This window comes from Mesorhizobium sp. P3_B5 (genome assembly GCF_056402815.1).
In genome coordinates, this window is sequence record NZ_JBFUGR010000014.1 from 57,486 (window position 1) to 70,716 (window position 13,231).

Sequence of the window (13,231 nt, forward strand, 5' to 3'; positions counted from 1 at the left end):
GGTCGCATCAGTTCCGACCCTGCGTCACTCTGGCCGCTTGGGTTGACGGGGCAATGGACTCGCCACCGCCTGGATGCACTGAGCATTCGGAGCATGTTTTCTCCTGGCCTCTGATGTCGCGGGCTCCCGCGCCACAGCCCCGGGCCATGACGAGCGCGAAGCCGAAAACGAGCATGGCGGGGATGTGCTCGACGAACCGCACGACAGGGAAGAAGGCGAGCCATCGCTTGCCTGGACGAACCATATCGATCAGCGGCTCGCGGGGAAAGTCGACGACACGGTATGGTTTGAAGACGGCGAAAAGGACGCCGGCGAGATGGCAGAGCAGCCGGACCACTACTGAAAAGGGTGCAAATTTGCACCCATGGCCCGCTGCCCTTACGGTAGCGGGCCTTTATCATTCAGGGCGTGATAAAATGTGCGGCGCGGCCCACCTCGATGTCGCGTTCGCCTGTAGCGCCAGACCGCGCTGCCGTGCATTCTACAACGCAAAGCATCAAGGACTCGGGGACGGGTGGCAAGTTCGGTTGTAGAGATAAGCCGGTGCCGGAGCTTCAGGATGATGGATCAGGAAAGGCTTCTAGTCGCAGTCCTCTTAGCCGATGTGGTGGGCAGCACGCCGCTCTATGAGCGCATCGGCGACGATGCCGCTCTGCAGCAGGTCTCGGATTGCCTAGACGCGATACGCGAGATCGCCGTCCGGCACGGCGGTGATTTCATTCACTCGAAGGGCGATGACGTGCTTAGCCTGTTCGAGAGGCCAGAGGCGGCGCTGGGGGCCGTCCGTCAAATTAGCAGCCAGCTGACGAAAGGGGCGCTGACCACCCGGATCGGATTGCACTTCGGGGCGGTTATTCGCACGCGGGGCGAAGTATTCGGCGACGTTGTCAATGTCACCGCGAGGTTGTCCACCACGGCGAACCCGGGGGAGGTGCTGATCAGCCAGAGCTTCTTCGAATCCCTTTCCTCAGAGGGCCGCAGTGCCTTGCGGCTCCTCGACAAAATGCCCTTCAAGGGGAAGGAAGAGCCCTTCGACGTCTATACCCTGGGTAGCGACGATGGGGCCCTCACTACGCAGATCGCCAGCCGGGGCACCATTATCGATAGGCGGTTCGCCCCGCCAAGGCACATCAATCTGGTCATCCGCTATGGAGATCAGTTGCGATCTTGCCGCAACAACGAATTCGTGACCATTGGCCGATCTCCTGAATGCAATATCGTCGTCCTGCGGCCCTGGGTCTCAAGGCACCACGCGACCTTCACCATTTCGAACGGCAGGGCGGGACTTGTTGAGCGAAGCTCGTCGGGCACATTTGTGTCGACTGGACCCGACCATGAAGTGTTCGTGCGCCGTGAAGCCGTTCTACTGTTCGGCTCCGGCGTCATCTCGCCTGGACGGAGGTCGTCCCTCAGCGACGCTCAGATCCTTAGCTACGAAATTATCTCAGGCTGACCCGGCGAAGGCGGCCAGCAGTCAAACAACCGGGGTTTCCTTTTGGGGCGGTCGGCTGGACCGAGCACATAGACCAGCGCAAGGCCGGCATTGTCGAGACTGGCACATGGTACACGCCGGATGGAGAGCCCGATCTTGGCTGGACCGGCCATGGGCGTGGGTGCACTGCGGACGAACCCCGAGGCGATCGGGAAGGCAACGACGAGCGGGAGCAGACCGACAAGAAAGCTGCAAATTTGCAGGATTGGCCCGCTGCCGAGAGGTGGCGGGCTCTTTTTACTGGCACTATTCACCGTCGTTGCGGACAAAATGTGGTTGACGTAACGTTAACTAGGCGCAATCATTACGGATTGTGCAGGGTGAGGGCGTTTCAATGAAACTCGTTGTCTTTGGCGTAGCAATGGTATTGGCCGCCACCGGAGCAGCTGTTGCGAAAGAGAAGAAAAAGGTGGCCACCGCTCAGGCTGCAACCTCGTGTTCGGCAGCTCGTATGAAGGCTGGCAGCAAGCCGACCCCGAAACTGGATTGCAAATCGACAGGCACCGTTGTTGCGCGACCGTCAAATCGGGCCGCAAGCTTCCTGGATCATTATCCGCGCTTAGGGTATGACACCGATCCGTGGATTCAAACTGGCTATTGACGGCGGCTTCGGGGCCTTTCTTTTGTCCAGCGCTGCCTCACGATGGCGGGTTTTTTCATTTCCGGTGGTCGCTGAAATACGCAAAGCCCGCCTTTCCCGCTCCGTCTAATGGTAGGACAGCGCCCTTTGAAGGCAGACGCAACACCCCTAGCCGGTTCGCGCGCCGGGCGAGATTCTCCTTGCGATCGGCAACTGGCGATCGGTAATTGGCGGGAAGCCGTCGCCGTCACGGGACAAGGCCAACCGGTTCGTCGCACTTGTATACCGGGCAGCGGCCGTCACGGGTCGGGACATAGGCCGACATCGGCACCTGAGGCCAGTCGCACTCGTTGCCGAATTGCCTCACATAGCGGTCATAGGTGTTGGGGCCGGTGGTCAACACCACGGCGCGCTGGCTCTGGATCAGTTGCTGGAGCTGCTGGCAGCTCATCGTGCGGGTGTCGGGCCGGGCCTCAGTGAGGCCGGTCGCGGCAAGCAGGATCGCTGCTGTCGTCAAAGCAGTTAGTGGGATGGACATGGGCGATATCCTCGGGCAGGGCATGCGAGACTCGCATCCCGGCCAGCGGTTCCGCAAGAGCCAGTTGGCCGTCTTTTTGCGGCGCAACCAAATGGCGCGTCGGCAAGCATGGCGATCGGGACATCCGCGCCGGTGGTGCGGCGCGGACGCTCAGAAGAGATACGCGATTGATTCCGGAGTATCTGTTCCGCTTAGGCATAAGCGGCTTCGGTCTTCCTCGCGCTGGTCTCTATCGGCGCGGTGAGATCCAGCACCATACGGCCCTCGATCTTACCTCCCTTGAGCCGCGCGAGGACCGAGTTGATGTCGCTCAACGGCGCCTTGGTGATCTCGGCCCGCACCTTGCCCTCGGCCGCAAAGGCAATGGCCTCGTCGAGATCGCGTCGTGTACCGACGATTGATCCGCGCAAGGTAATGCGCTTCAGCACGACATCGAAGATCGGCGTCGGGAATTCTCCCGCCGGCAGACCGACGAGGGCAACCGTACCCTTGCGGCGCACCATATGCACCGCCTGTGAGAAGGCGGGGGGCGAGACGGCCGTCACCAGAATGCCGTGGGCGCCGCCGCCTGTCGCCTTGAGGACATCGGCCACTGCGTTCGGAGAGCGGGCGTCGATGGCCACATCAGCTCCGCTGGCACGCGCCAGGGCGAGCTTGTCGGGCGTGACGTCGAGCGCCACGACCTTGAAGCCCATCGCCTTGGCATACTGGACCGCCACATGGCCGAGACCGCCTATGCCTGAAATCGCCACCCATTCGCCAGGACGTGCCTCGGTCTCTTTCAACCCCTTGTAGGTCGTGACGCCAGCGCACAGGATCGGCGCCATCTGGGCGAAATCGACACCAACTGGAAGGCGCGCGGTAAAGGCTGCCGAGGCGATGACATATTCGGCGAAGCCGCCATCGCAGCTATAGCCGGTATCGTGCTGATGCTCGCACAGCGTCTCCCAACCGGTCTCGCAATATTCGCAGCTCAGGCAGGCGTCGTGCAGCCAGGCTACGCCGACCGGATCGCCCTCCTTGAAATCTGTCACACCCGGCCCGAGCGCAGCCACAACGCCCGCCACTTCATGGCCGGGAATGAAGGGCGGCACAGGCTTCACCGGCCAGTCGCCGGAAGCGGCATGCAGGTCGGTGTGGCAAACACCGCAGGCGATAACCTTGACGAGCAGTTCACCTGGGCCCGGTACGGGCACCGGCACATCCTCGATCGTAAGCGGCTTGCCGAATGCCCGTACGACGGCGGCCTTCATCGTCTTGACCATGGATCCAACTCCTTTGTCGATGAGGGCAGACTAGGCACTGGGGCGGAAGGTGCTTTGACCGAAATCAATGTGCGTCTTGGGGCAGGGCATAAAGCTGGGGTTTCCGTGGCCTTGGAATGTTCCCGGGCATCAAGACAAGGAAATTGCCATGTCCCAGCACGCCCTCGAACTCGTCCGCTCCAAGGGAAATATTCCAGCCCGCTATGGCAACTTCATCGGTGGAAAATGGGTCGCGCCTTTGGACGGGCAGTATTTCACCGACTACAGCCCAATCAACGGCCAACGCCTCGTCGAGGTGGCGAAGTCGACGCCTGCGGACGTGGAAGCGGCGCTCGATGCAGCCTACAAGGCCAAGGACGGATGGGCGCGCCTGTCACCGGCCGAGCGGTCGCGGCTGCTCAACAAGGTCGCCGATCGGATGGAGGAGAATCTCGAGCTGCTGGCGCTGGCCGAAACGCTGGACAACGGCAAGCCGATCCGCGAGACGCGGAGCGCCGATGTGCCGCTTGCCATCGATCATTTCCGGTACTTCGCTGGTTGTATCCGAGCCGACGAAGGCTCCATTTCCACAATCGATGACGACACTGTCGCCTATCACTTCAAGGAGCCGCTGGGCGTCGTCGGCCAGATCATTCCCTGGAACTTCCCGCTGCTTATGGCGGCCTGGAAGATTGCCCCGGCGCTTGCCGCCGGCAATTGCACGGTGATCAAACCGGCTTCCAACACACCGCTAACGCTCTTGATCCTCGCCAATCTTACCGCGGACATCCTGCCGCCCGGCGTGCTCAACGTCATCACCGGCCCGGGCGGATCGGTCGGTCGGGCGATCGCCGCCAATCCGCGCATTTCCAAGGTGTCGTTCACCGGCGAGACGACGACAGGGAGGCAGATCATGGGGTATGCGGCAGAGCACCTGATTCCGCAGACCATGGAATTGGGCGGCAAGTCGCCAAACATCTTCATGGCCGACGTGATGGATGCCGACGACGAATTCTTCGACAAGGCGCTTGAAGGCTTTGCCCTTTTTGCTTTCAACAAAGGCGAGGTCTGCACCTGCCCATCGCGGGCGCTCGTCCAGGAATCGATCTTCGACAAATTCATGGAGCGCGCGGTGGCCCGCGTTGCAAAGATCAAGGTCGGCGATCCGCTCGATCCTTTGACGCAGATGGGCGCGCAGGCTTCCGGAGATCAGTTGACCAAGATCCTTGACTATATCGAGATCGGCAAGCAGGAGGGCGCCAAATGCTTGACCGGCGGCGAGCGCGCCCATCTCGGTGGCGACTTGGACAAGGGCTACTTTCTGAAGCCGACTGTGTTCAGCGGCGACAACAGCATGCGGATCTTCCAAGAGGAGATTTTTGGCCCGGTGCTGTCGGTTACGACGTTCAAGACCGTCGAGGACGCGATCCGTATCGGCAATGATACCATCTACGGTCTGGGCGCCGGCGTCTGGTCGCGCAATGGTAACGACGCCTACAGGGTAGGGCGCGGCATCCAGGCCGGGCGGGTGTGGACCAATTGTTATCACGCCTATCCCGCCCATGCCGCCTTCGGTGGCTACAAAGCTTCCGGTTTCGGGCGGGAAAACCACAAGATGATGCTCGACCACTATCAGCAGACAAAGAACCTACTGGTCAGCTACTCGACCAGGGCACTCGGTTTTTTCTGAGCGTTCAGTGATCGGGCCGGGAACTGGTTGGAATTGCGAAATCCATCCGGCCCGGCCCAAGAGCCGTGGAAGCTGCTTCGCTGTAAAATTCTCTTACTCAAAGGAAAGAAAGCTTTTCCCTACAGCTATTTGAATGGAGATCAGACCTGAGGAATCTGGCGGAGGGAGTGGGATTCGAACCCACGGTGAGCTTGCACCCACGCCGGTTTTCAAGACCGGTGCCTTAAACCGCTCGGCCATCCCTCCAAGGCTTCGTTGGCTTTTCCGGTTTTGCAGCGACCTTTCTTTGATCTCTGTACCCGTTTGCTACTGAATGGCCTTTGGTGCCTTGGCCTTTACCGCGCGCAGGATTGCAGCGTCAACCTGTTCTGCATTCCTGGCATGAGATACGGAAGAGATCCAGCGCAATGCCGATCGAGGAACGGCCGTGATGTGCATGCCGCATGCTCGGTCTATCGCCGGTCGAGCGCCGAAAATCCACATCCGATCCAGACTGGTCGCATTGGGTCGCCGGCGGCGTACATTATCCAGACCTGCGATTGCTTGGGAGGAAGCGCGACTGCTTGGGTGGCAAGCTCGGCGACTGACAGGCATGCGGCAGCCCAACTGCCCTGGTCTGCGCCTATGTCGGGCCTACGCACCTTTATGCGGAACAACGCGTCGGGATCCTGGTCGTCAACGACGATGGCTGGGTAGAGCCCGTACATTTTCTGCGGCGGCATTGGCGCGTCTCCGTCATGTCGCACATCAACACATCGCGAAATGGAAAGCCATCATCAACCGGCAGGCCGGGCAGGGTGCCACAATCTCGCCCGGTTCCGGACATAATCGGTTAATACGCTGATAAACAATTCCTGCGCACAAAGGGATTGGGGATCAGGGCGTTACGACATTTGTCGGATAAGTGCTCTGGCGTCTTTGGACGCGCAAATGCAGCGCCCGTGTCGAGACTGTAGGGGACGTCAGAAAAAATGCAGACCACGGCGCGCCCGCGTCTTCGTCGCGCTTCCACTTTCGTGCTGTTCGCGGCGTCGGCTGCCTTGCTGGCCGCTTGCGCATCGCCGCCGCAGCCGAAAGCCATGGTCGACAGGAAACCCCGCTCCAAGGAATATTTTGCCGAGACCGAGTATGGCGTGAAAGCCAGCCCGCGCGTCCAATACATGCGGCGCGGCGGGGGCCGCGACCAGTTGGGCAAGCCCTATCAGGTGCGCGGCAAGTGGTACTATCCCAGGGAAGACAAGCACTACGCCAAGATTGGTCTGGCCTCCTGGTATGGTGACGCATTCCATGGCCGGCTGACCGCCAATGGCGAAGTCTACGACATGACGCATCTGACGGCGGCGCATCCGACCATGCCGCTGCCGAGCTATGCCCGCGTCACCAACACCGAGACCGGAAGTTCGGTCATCGTGCGCGTCAACGACCGCGGCCCCTACCATGAGGGACGCATCATCGATGTCTCGGAACGCGCCGCCGAAATGCTCGACTATGCCAAGGTCGGCACGGCAAGGGTCAAAGTGGAATATATTGGCCGTGCGCCGCTCGACGGCGATGACGACCAGTATCTGATGGCTTCCTACCACCCCGGCAACCGGGCGCCGGATCCGTCCGATGGCCTGCCGACCGGCGTCATGGTCGCCATGAACGGCCCGTCGCCGAGCCTGCCCGTAGGCGCGACGACCGTGGCGTTTCCTGGCGAATTGACGAACACCGGACAGGCGTTTGAGGCGCAGCCAGCCCTGTCGGCGCAGACGCCGGCGTTCAGTGATGTGACGCTGCCTGATTTCGGGCCGATCGTGCCGGAGCGTCCGGACATCAATATGCCGCGCCAATCGCCGTTTGCGGTGGCGTCACTGGGGTATGCGGACGAGCGCGTGCATCGCGCCGCCGATGTCTTTGCCTCGCTCGACGGCGACGGCATGTCGCCGGCCGACGTCCTGCAGTCGTGGAAGCGGCAAGCCTCGCCAGCCGCCTCGGTGACGGACTACGTCGCGGCGGGTTCGTTCGAGGATGCCGCCGAGGCGAAGCGCGTGGCGGCTGAGCTTGCCGGCTTCGGCAAGACCGAAATCCAGCGCTCCGAGCTCGACGGCAAGGACTGGTATTCGGTCAATCTCTATCCCGACGGCCACCGCAGCCTGGACGAGATGCTGCAGGCGGCGTGGTCGCATGGCGCGCCCGACGCGCTTGTGGTGCGCAACTGATCCGAAAGCCGGCCGGTTTCCCGATCGGCGGTTGATCCGCCGGGAAAAAGCCTGATAGCCTTGCAAAGCTGGCGCCACGCCGGCTAACGGGTCGAATCTCTCATGCGATTTCGCTTATCTCAGCCTCTCGCCGGGCTCCTGGGTCTTGGTCTTCTGCTGCTTTCGCTGGTCCCTGCCGACGCGCAGCTTTTCGAGACCAAGGCGGCACAAGCCTTCATGATCGATGCCGAAACCGGCACGGTGCTGTTTGCCAAGGATGCTGACAAATTGATGCCGCCGGCGTCGATGGCCAAGCTGATGACCATGGAAGTGGTTTTCAACGCCATCAAGTCCGGTCGCATGGGGCTCGAGGATACATTCGTGGTCTCGGAGAATGCCTGGCGCAAGGGTGGCGCGCCGTCGGGCACGTCGACGATGTTTGCAAAACTGAAATCCTCGATCCGGGTCGAGGACCTGATCCAGGGTATCACCGTCCAGGCCGCCAATGATGGCTGCATGGTGCTGGCCGAAGGCATGGCCGGATCGGAAGAGAATTTCGCGGCGCAGATGACCGAGCGCGCCCGCCAGATCGGCCTGCAGAAATCGACTTTCGTCAACTCGACCGGCCTGCCGGCCGACGGCCAGCAGACGACCGTGCGCGAGCTTGCGCAGCTCGCTTTGCATCTTTGGCGCGATTATCCGGACCTCTACCGCTATTATAGCCAGGCAGATTTCACCTGGAACAAGATCGCGCAGAGGAACCGCAACCCATTGCTGGCGATGGGTATCGGCGCCGACGGGCTGGCGGTCGGCATGAGCGAGGCGTCAGGCTTTGGCATCGTCGGCTCGGTCAGCCACGATGGCAAGCGGGTGATCGCGGCAATGAGCGGGCTGGCGAGCGACCGCGAGCGCTCGGAGGAAGCGCGAAAGCTGCTCGACTGGGGCATTCGCTCCTTCGAGAAGACCGAGATTTTCGCCAAGGACGAAGTGGTCGGCGAGGCCCAGGTTTTCGGCGGCGCCAAGTCCGGCGTGGCGCTGAAGGCCAAGGGGCCAGTCGACATCTTCCTGCCTATCACCAATCGCGACAAGCTGACGGCGAAGATCGTCTACAACGGGCCGGTGGCCGCACCGATAGAGGAGGGGCAACCGGTTGGTGCGCTGCGCGTCTGGATCGGCGACACGCTGAGCCAGGAGACGCCGCTTTTTGCCGCCGAGTCGGTTGGCGTTGGCACGCTGCCGCAACGCGCGCTGGATGCCGCCAAGGAACTGGCCGTCGGCTGGCTGCGTTAGCAGCGTTCTGGTGGACCTTCCCTCCAACCGGGACTAATACGGTTGCCGCAAGCATGGACAAAGGTTTTCGATTGGCGCGCGGATTTTTCATTACCTTCGAAGGCGGCGAAGGAGCCGGCAAGTCGACGCAGATCGAGCGGCTGGCCAGGAAAATGCGCGCCAAGAAATACGATGTCCTCGTCACCCGCGAACCGGGGGGATCGCCGGGCGCCGAGGCGGTCAGGCATGTCCTGCTTTCCGGCGCTGCCGAACCGTTCGGGCCTAAGATGGAGGCGCTGCTTTTCGCCGCCGCCCGCTCCGACCATGTCGAACAGGTCATCCGGCCGGCAGTCGAGCGCGGCTCGATCGTGCTTTGCGATCGCTTCCTGGATTCCTCGCGCGTCTACCAGGGCGTCACCGGCAATCTCGATCCGGCATTCATGGAGGCGCTGGAACAGGTCGCCATCAACGGCATGGTGCCCGACATGACACTGATCTTCGACATCGATCCGACCGAGGGCCTGCGGCGCGCCACCGCAAGGCGCGGCGCGGACGCCGGCCCGGACCGTTTCGAAAAGGAAACGCTCGCCATCCACCAGCGCCGCCGCGAAGCCTTTCTGGCGATCGCCGCAGCGGAACCGGAGCGCTGCATCGTCATCGATGCGTCCGCCGACCCCGACACGGTGGAAAATGTCGTCACATCAGCCGTGTTCGCAGCGCTCGAGACAATATCGCCGGCGCACAACAGACAGGCGGCGCCGGCATGATCTTCGAACGCATCGCCCCTGAACAGCATGACACGCTGGACGGCGTGCCGGAGCCGTCGGAAACGCCGCGTCTGGTCGGGCATCTGCAGGTTGCCAACATGCTCGCCGCCGCCTATCGCTCGGGAAAGCTGCCGCACGCGCTGATCTTTGCCGGGCCGGTCGGCATCGGCAAGGCGACGCTTGCCTTTCACCTGGCGCACCACCTTTTGAAGCATCCGGCGTTCGAACATGCGCCCGAGACCTTTGCCGTTCCCGATCCGGCCTCATCCCTGTTTCGCCAGATCGCCATCGGCGCGCATCCTTCGGTGCTGCATCTGACCCGGCCGGCGAACGACAAGACCAAGAGCTTCAAGACGGTCGTCACCGTCGACGAGATCCGCAAGGTCAGCCGCTTCCTGTCGCTGACCTCGCATGACGGCAGCTACCGCGTCGTGATCGTCGACCCGGCCGACGACATGAACACCAACGCCGCCAATGCCTTGCTGAAGAATCTTGAGGAGCCGCCGGCGCGCACTCTGTTCATCCTCATCGTCCACGCGCCGGGCAGTCTGCTGCCGACAATCCGGTCGCGCTGCCAGATGGTGCGGCTGACGCCGCTGGACGCCGAGGACTTGATGACCGTGCTGGAAGGTGTCGAGCCGCCGCCACCTAGGGATTCGGCGGCGCGTGCGGCACTGGCCGAGCGGGCAGGGGGCAGCGCCCGCAACGCCATCCTGCTGACGCAGTATGGCGGATTGGAGATCGCCGGCACCCTCGACGCCCTGGTGTCGGCGAAAGAGAGCGATGTCGCCGGCGCCTATCGGCTTGCGGAAGCAGTCGCGGGTCGCGACCAGGCGATCCAGTTCGACATTTTCAACCGCCGGGCGCTCGATCTGCTCTCTACCAGTGCCAGCGAGGCTGCACTGGCCGGCGACCTGGCGCGAGCAAAAACACTGTCGGATACTTGGCACGAGGCGCTGAACGCTATATCTGAAACCGATACCTACAATCTCGACAAGAAGCAGCACGCCCTGACCATGATCGACCGCCTGAATTCTGCGATGCGAATGTGACGGTTTCCCGGGATGGCAATCGCCGTCTCGATGCGATATCCACCGCCACACCTTCATTCAGACATTCATGACGGTCATTCATGTCACGCGAAAAATACTATCTGACGACACCGATTTTCTATCCGAACGGCAAGCCGCATATCGGCCACGCCTATACGGTCATTGCGACCGATGCGCTGGCCCGCTTCCAGCGCCTTGACGGCAAGGACGTGTTCTTCCTCACCGGCACCGACGAACACGGCCTCAAGATGCAGCAGACGGCCGAGAAGGAAGGCATCACGCCGCTGGCGCTGGCCGACCGCAATTCGGCGATCTTCCGATCGATGACCGAGACGGTCGGTGGCTCGAACGATGAGTACATCCGCACGACGGAACCACGCCACTACGCATCCTGCCAGGCGATCTGGAAGGCGATGGCGGCCAATGGCGACATCTATCTCGACCGCTATAGCGGCTGGTATTCGGTTCGCCAGGAAGCCTATTTCGAAGAGAGCGAAACCACGCTCGGCGATGACGGCGTGCGCCGCGAGCCGCTCGGCTCCCCTGTCGAATGGAATGAGGAAGAAAGCTATTTCTTCCGGCTTTCCGCCTATCAGGACAAATTGCTGGCGCTGTATGAAAACCAGCCCGATTTCATCGGTCCGTCCGAGCGCCGCAACGAGGTCGCGAGCTTCGTCAAATCCGGCCTCAAGGATATCTCGATCTCGCGCACCACCTTCAATTGGGGCGTGCCGGTGCCCGGCGACGACAAGCACGTCATGTATGTCTGGGTCGATGCCTTGACCAACTACATCACCGCCGCCGGCTATCCCGACACCAAATCCGAGCAATGGAACTACTGGCCGGCCACGCACATCATCGGCAAGGACATCGTCCGCTTCCACGCGGTCTATTGGCCGGCCTTCCTGATGTCGGCCGGCATCGAGCTGCCGAAGCGTGTCTTCGCCCACGGCTTCCTGTTCAACCGCGGTGAGAAGATGTCGAAGTCGGTCGGCAACGTCGTCGATCCGTTCACCATGGTCGAGCACTACGGCCTCGACCAGGTGCGCTATTTCTTCCTGCGCGAGGTGCCGTTCGGCCAGGACGGCAGCTACAGCCATGATGCGATCGTCAACCGCACCAATGCCGACCTCGCCAATGGTCTCGGCAATCTGGCGCAGCGTTCGCTGTCGATGATCGCCAAGAACTGCGGCGGCGTGGTGCCGCAGCGCGGCGAACTGACCGATGCCGACAGCGCCATCCTCGATCAGGCGGTGGACGCGCTCGGCACAGCGCGCAAGACGATGTCGGAGCAGGGCATCCATTTGGCGCTGGCGGGGATCTTCAACGTGGTGGCGGAAGCCGATCGCTACTTCGCCTCGCAGGCACCCTGGGCGCTGAAGAAGACCGACCCGGCGCGTATGGAAACGGTGCTGTGGACGACCGCCGAGCTTGTGCGGCGCGTGGCGCTGCTGTGCCAGCCCTACATTCCGGGGTCGGCGGCGAAGCTGCTCGACCTGCTGGCGGTGCCGACCGACACGCGCCAGTTCGCACATGTCCATGCCGACTATGCGCTGGCGCCCGGCACGACATTGCCCGCGCCTGAGGGGGTGTTTCCGCGCTATGTCGAGCAGCCGGACGCGAACGCCTGATGCTGGTCGACAGTCACTGCCATCTGGATTTTCCTGATTTCGCCGAGGAGCGGGCGGCCATCGTCGCCCACGCCAAGGCGGCCGGCATCGGCCGCATGGTGACGATCTCAACGCGCGTGAAGCGGTTTCCACAAGTGCTTGAGATCGCTGAAACTTTCGACGAAGTCTATTGCTCCGTCGGCACCCATCCGCACAATGCCGCCGAAGAGCTGGATGTGACGGTGGAGGATCTTGTCCGGCTGTCGGCGCACCCGAAAGTGGTGGCCATCGGTGAGGCCGGGCTGGATTACTTCTACGACAAAGCACCGCGCGATGCGCAAGCGCAGGGTTTTCGCACCCACATCGCCGCCGCCCGCCAGACCGGCCTGCCGCTGGTCATCCATTCGCGCGATGCCGACGATGACATGGCGGCGATCCTCGAGGACGAAACAGGGAAGGGCGCCTTCCCTTTCATCCTGCACTGCTTTTCCTCAGGGCGCCGGCTGGCTGAGGTCGGCGTCGCGCTGGGCGGCTATGTCTCCTTCTCCGGCATCCTGACCTTCAAGAACTCGGCCGAGCTGCGCGCCATCGCCGCCGATGTGCCGCATGACCGGCTGCTGGTCGAAACCGACGCGCCGTATCTGGCGCCGATGCCGTTTCGCGGCAAGCGCAACGAGCCTGCCTACGTCGCCAACACCGCCAAGGTGCTGGCCGAGGCGATCGGCGTCAGCGAGGCCGAGATTGCCACCATCACCACCGACAATGTCTTCCGCCTTTTCCGGAAAATGCCGGATATGCGGAGCGCCTGA

Annotated in this window: 13 protein-coding genes and 1 tRNA gene; 10 read left to right on the forward strand and 4 right to left on the reverse strand. The window is 62.3% G+C overall.

Going from position 1 to position 13,231, the window contains the following annotated elements; genetic code table 11:
• Positions 1-184: 184 nt before the first annotated feature.
• The 3 genes from AC1DVW_RS25600 to AC1DVW_RS25610 all read left to right on the forward strand — a co-directional run bounded on the left by AC1DVW_RS25600 (position 185) and on the right by AC1DVW_RS25610 (position 2,093).
• Entirely contained in the window at positions 185-343 is a 159-nt protein-coding gene (locus AC1DVW_RS25600; protein WP_477326814.1) for a hypothetical protein, read from the forward strand.
• A 216-nt stretch (positions 344-559) separates the two neighbouring features.
• Positions 560-1,453, forward strand: a complete 894-nt coding sequence (locus AC1DVW_RS25605) for an adenylate/guanylate cyclase domain-containing protein (protein WP_477326816.1) — start codon at positions 560-562, stop codon at positions 1,451-1,453.
• Positions 1,454-1,826: 373 nt separating this feature from the next.
• A complete protein-coding gene (locus tag AC1DVW_RS25610; protein ID WP_477326818.1) occupies positions 1,827-2,093 on the forward strand; it encodes a hypothetical protein in 267 nt (88 codons plus the stop codon).
• A 226-nt stretch (positions 2,094-2,319) separates the two neighbouring features.
• Here the strand turns inward: AC1DVW_RS25610 and AC1DVW_RS25615 are convergent, their stop codons facing one another.
• Together AC1DVW_RS25615 and adhP are read right to left on the reverse strand one after the other, a co-directional pair.
• Positions 2,320-2,610, reverse strand: coding sequence for a hypothetical protein (locus AC1DVW_RS25615; protein ID WP_477326820.1), 291 nt, complete (start codon positions 2,608-2,610; stop codon positions 2,320-2,322).
• 191 nt (positions 2,611-2,801) lie between these two features.
• The gene (adhP, locus tag AC1DVW_RS25620) at positions 2,802-3,875 is read right to left on the reverse strand and encodes an alcohol dehydrogenase AdhP (RefSeq protein WP_477246903.1); all 1,074 of its coding nucleotides are present in this window, start codon (positions 3,873-3,875) and stop codon (positions 2,802-2,804) included.
• 148 nt (positions 3,876-4,023) lie between these two features.
• Between adhP and AC1DVW_RS25625 the strand changes: the two genes are divergently transcribed.
• Positions 4,024-5,544: an aldehyde dehydrogenase family protein gene (locus AC1DVW_RS25625; RefSeq protein WP_477326822.1), complete on the forward strand. Its 1,521-nt coding sequence runs from the start codon at positions 4,024-4,026 to the stop codon at positions 5,542-5,544.
• 156 nt (positions 5,545-5,700) lie between these two features.
• On the opposite strand, the gene AC1DVW_RS25630 is transcribed toward AC1DVW_RS25625, so the two are convergent.
• Both AC1DVW_RS25630 and AC1DVW_RS25635 read right to left on the reverse strand, forming a co-directional pair.
• Positions 5,701-5,790: transfer RNA gene (locus AC1DVW_RS25630), tRNA-Ser, on the reverse strand.
• 206 nt (positions 5,791-5,996) lie between these two features.
• Positions 5,997-6,266: a phage baseplate assembly protein V gene (locus tag AC1DVW_RS25635; protein WP_477246807.1), complete on the reverse strand. Its 270-nt coding sequence runs from the start codon at positions 6,264-6,266 to the stop codon at positions 5,997-5,999.
• Between the two features lie 249 nt (positions 6,267-6,515).
• On the opposite strand from AC1DVW_RS25635, the gene AC1DVW_RS25640 reads away from it, so the two are divergent.
• From AC1DVW_RS25640 to AC1DVW_RS25665, 6 genes are all read left to right on the forward strand, one after another.
• The gene (locus AC1DVW_RS25640) at positions 6,516-7,745 is read left to right on the forward strand and encodes a septal ring lytic transglycosylase RlpA family protein (RefSeq protein WP_477326824.1); all 1,230 of its coding nucleotides are present in this window, start codon (positions 6,516-6,518) and stop codon (positions 7,743-7,745) included.
• Between the two features lie 102 nt (positions 7,746-7,847).
• Positions 7,848-9,014 carry a D-alanyl-D-alanine carboxypeptidase family protein gene (locus tag AC1DVW_RS25645; RefSeq protein ID WP_477326826.1) on the forward strand — a complete coding sequence of 389 codons (1,167 nt, stop codon included), beginning with the start codon at positions 7,848-7,850 and terminating at the stop codon, positions 9,012-9,014.
• 71 nt (positions 9,015-9,085) lie between these two features.
• Positions 9,086-9,760, forward strand: coding sequence for a dTMP kinase (gene tmk, locus AC1DVW_RS25650; RefSeq protein WP_477326872.1), 675 nt, complete (start codon positions 9,086-9,088; stop codon positions 9,758-9,760).
• Positions 9,757-10,812, forward strand: a complete 1,056-nt coding sequence (locus tag AC1DVW_RS25655) for a DNA polymerase III subunit delta' (protein WP_477326828.1) — start codon at positions 9,757-9,759, stop codon at positions 10,810-10,812. The genes tmk and AC1DVW_RS25655 overlap by 4 nt, the downstream gene beginning before the upstream one ends.
• Positions 10,813-10,892: 80 nt before the next feature.
• Entirely contained in the window at positions 10,893-12,443 is a 1,551-nt protein-coding gene (metG, locus tag AC1DVW_RS25660) for a methionine--tRNA ligase (RefSeq protein ID WP_477326830.1), read from the forward strand.
• Complete coding sequence (locus AC1DVW_RS25665; protein WP_477326832.1) at positions 12,443-13,231, forward strand: TatD family hydrolase; 789 nt, start codon at positions 12,443-12,445, stop codon at positions 13,229-13,231. The genes metG and AC1DVW_RS25665 overlap by 1 nt, the downstream gene beginning before the upstream one ends.

Bases quoted from the DNA above. Each gene is read 5' to 3' on its own strand.
- AC1DVW_RS25640 (WP_477326824.1), top strand. From the start codon at position 6,516: ATGCAGACCACGGCGCGCCCGCGTCTTCGTCGCGCTTCCACTTTCGTG.
- AC1DVW_RS25655 (WP_477326828.1), top strand. From the start codon at position 9,757: ATGATCTTCGAACGCATCGCCCCTGAACAGCATGACACGCTGGACGGC.
- AC1DVW_RS25635 (WP_477246807.1), bottom strand. From the start codon at position 6,266: ATGCCGCCGCAGAAAATGTACGGGCTCTACCCAGCCATCGTCGTTGAC.
- adhP (WP_477246903.1), bottom strand. From the start codon at position 3,875: ATGGTCAAGACGATGAAGGCCGCCGTCGTACGGGCATTCGGCAAGCCG.
- AC1DVW_RS25665 (WP_477326832.1), top strand. From the start codon at position 12,443: ATGCTGGTCGACAGTCACTGCCATCTGGATTTTCCTGATTTCGCCGAG.
- AC1DVW_RS25605 (WP_477326816.1), top strand. From the start codon at position 560: ATGATGGATCAGGAAAGGCTTCTAGTCGCAGTCCTCTTAGCCGATGTG.
- metG (WP_477326830.1), top strand. From the start codon at position 10,893: ATGTCACGCGAAAAATACTATCTGACGACACCGATTTTCTATCCGAAC.
- AC1DVW_RS25645 (WP_477326826.1), top strand. From the start codon at position 7,848: ATGCGATTTCGCTTATCTCAGCCTCTCGCCGGGCTCCTGGGTCTTGGT.
- AC1DVW_RS25625 (WP_477326822.1), top strand. From the start codon at position 4,024: ATGTCCCAGCACGCCCTCGAACTCGTCCGCTCCAAGGGAAATATTCCA.
- AC1DVW_RS25615 (WP_477326820.1), bottom strand. From the start codon at position 2,610: ATGTCCATCCCACTAACTGCTTTGACGACAGCAGCGATCCTGCTTGCC.
- AC1DVW_RS25610 (WP_477326818.1), top strand. From the start codon at position 1,827: ATGAAACTCGTTGTCTTTGGCGTAGCAATGGTATTGGCCGCCACCGGA.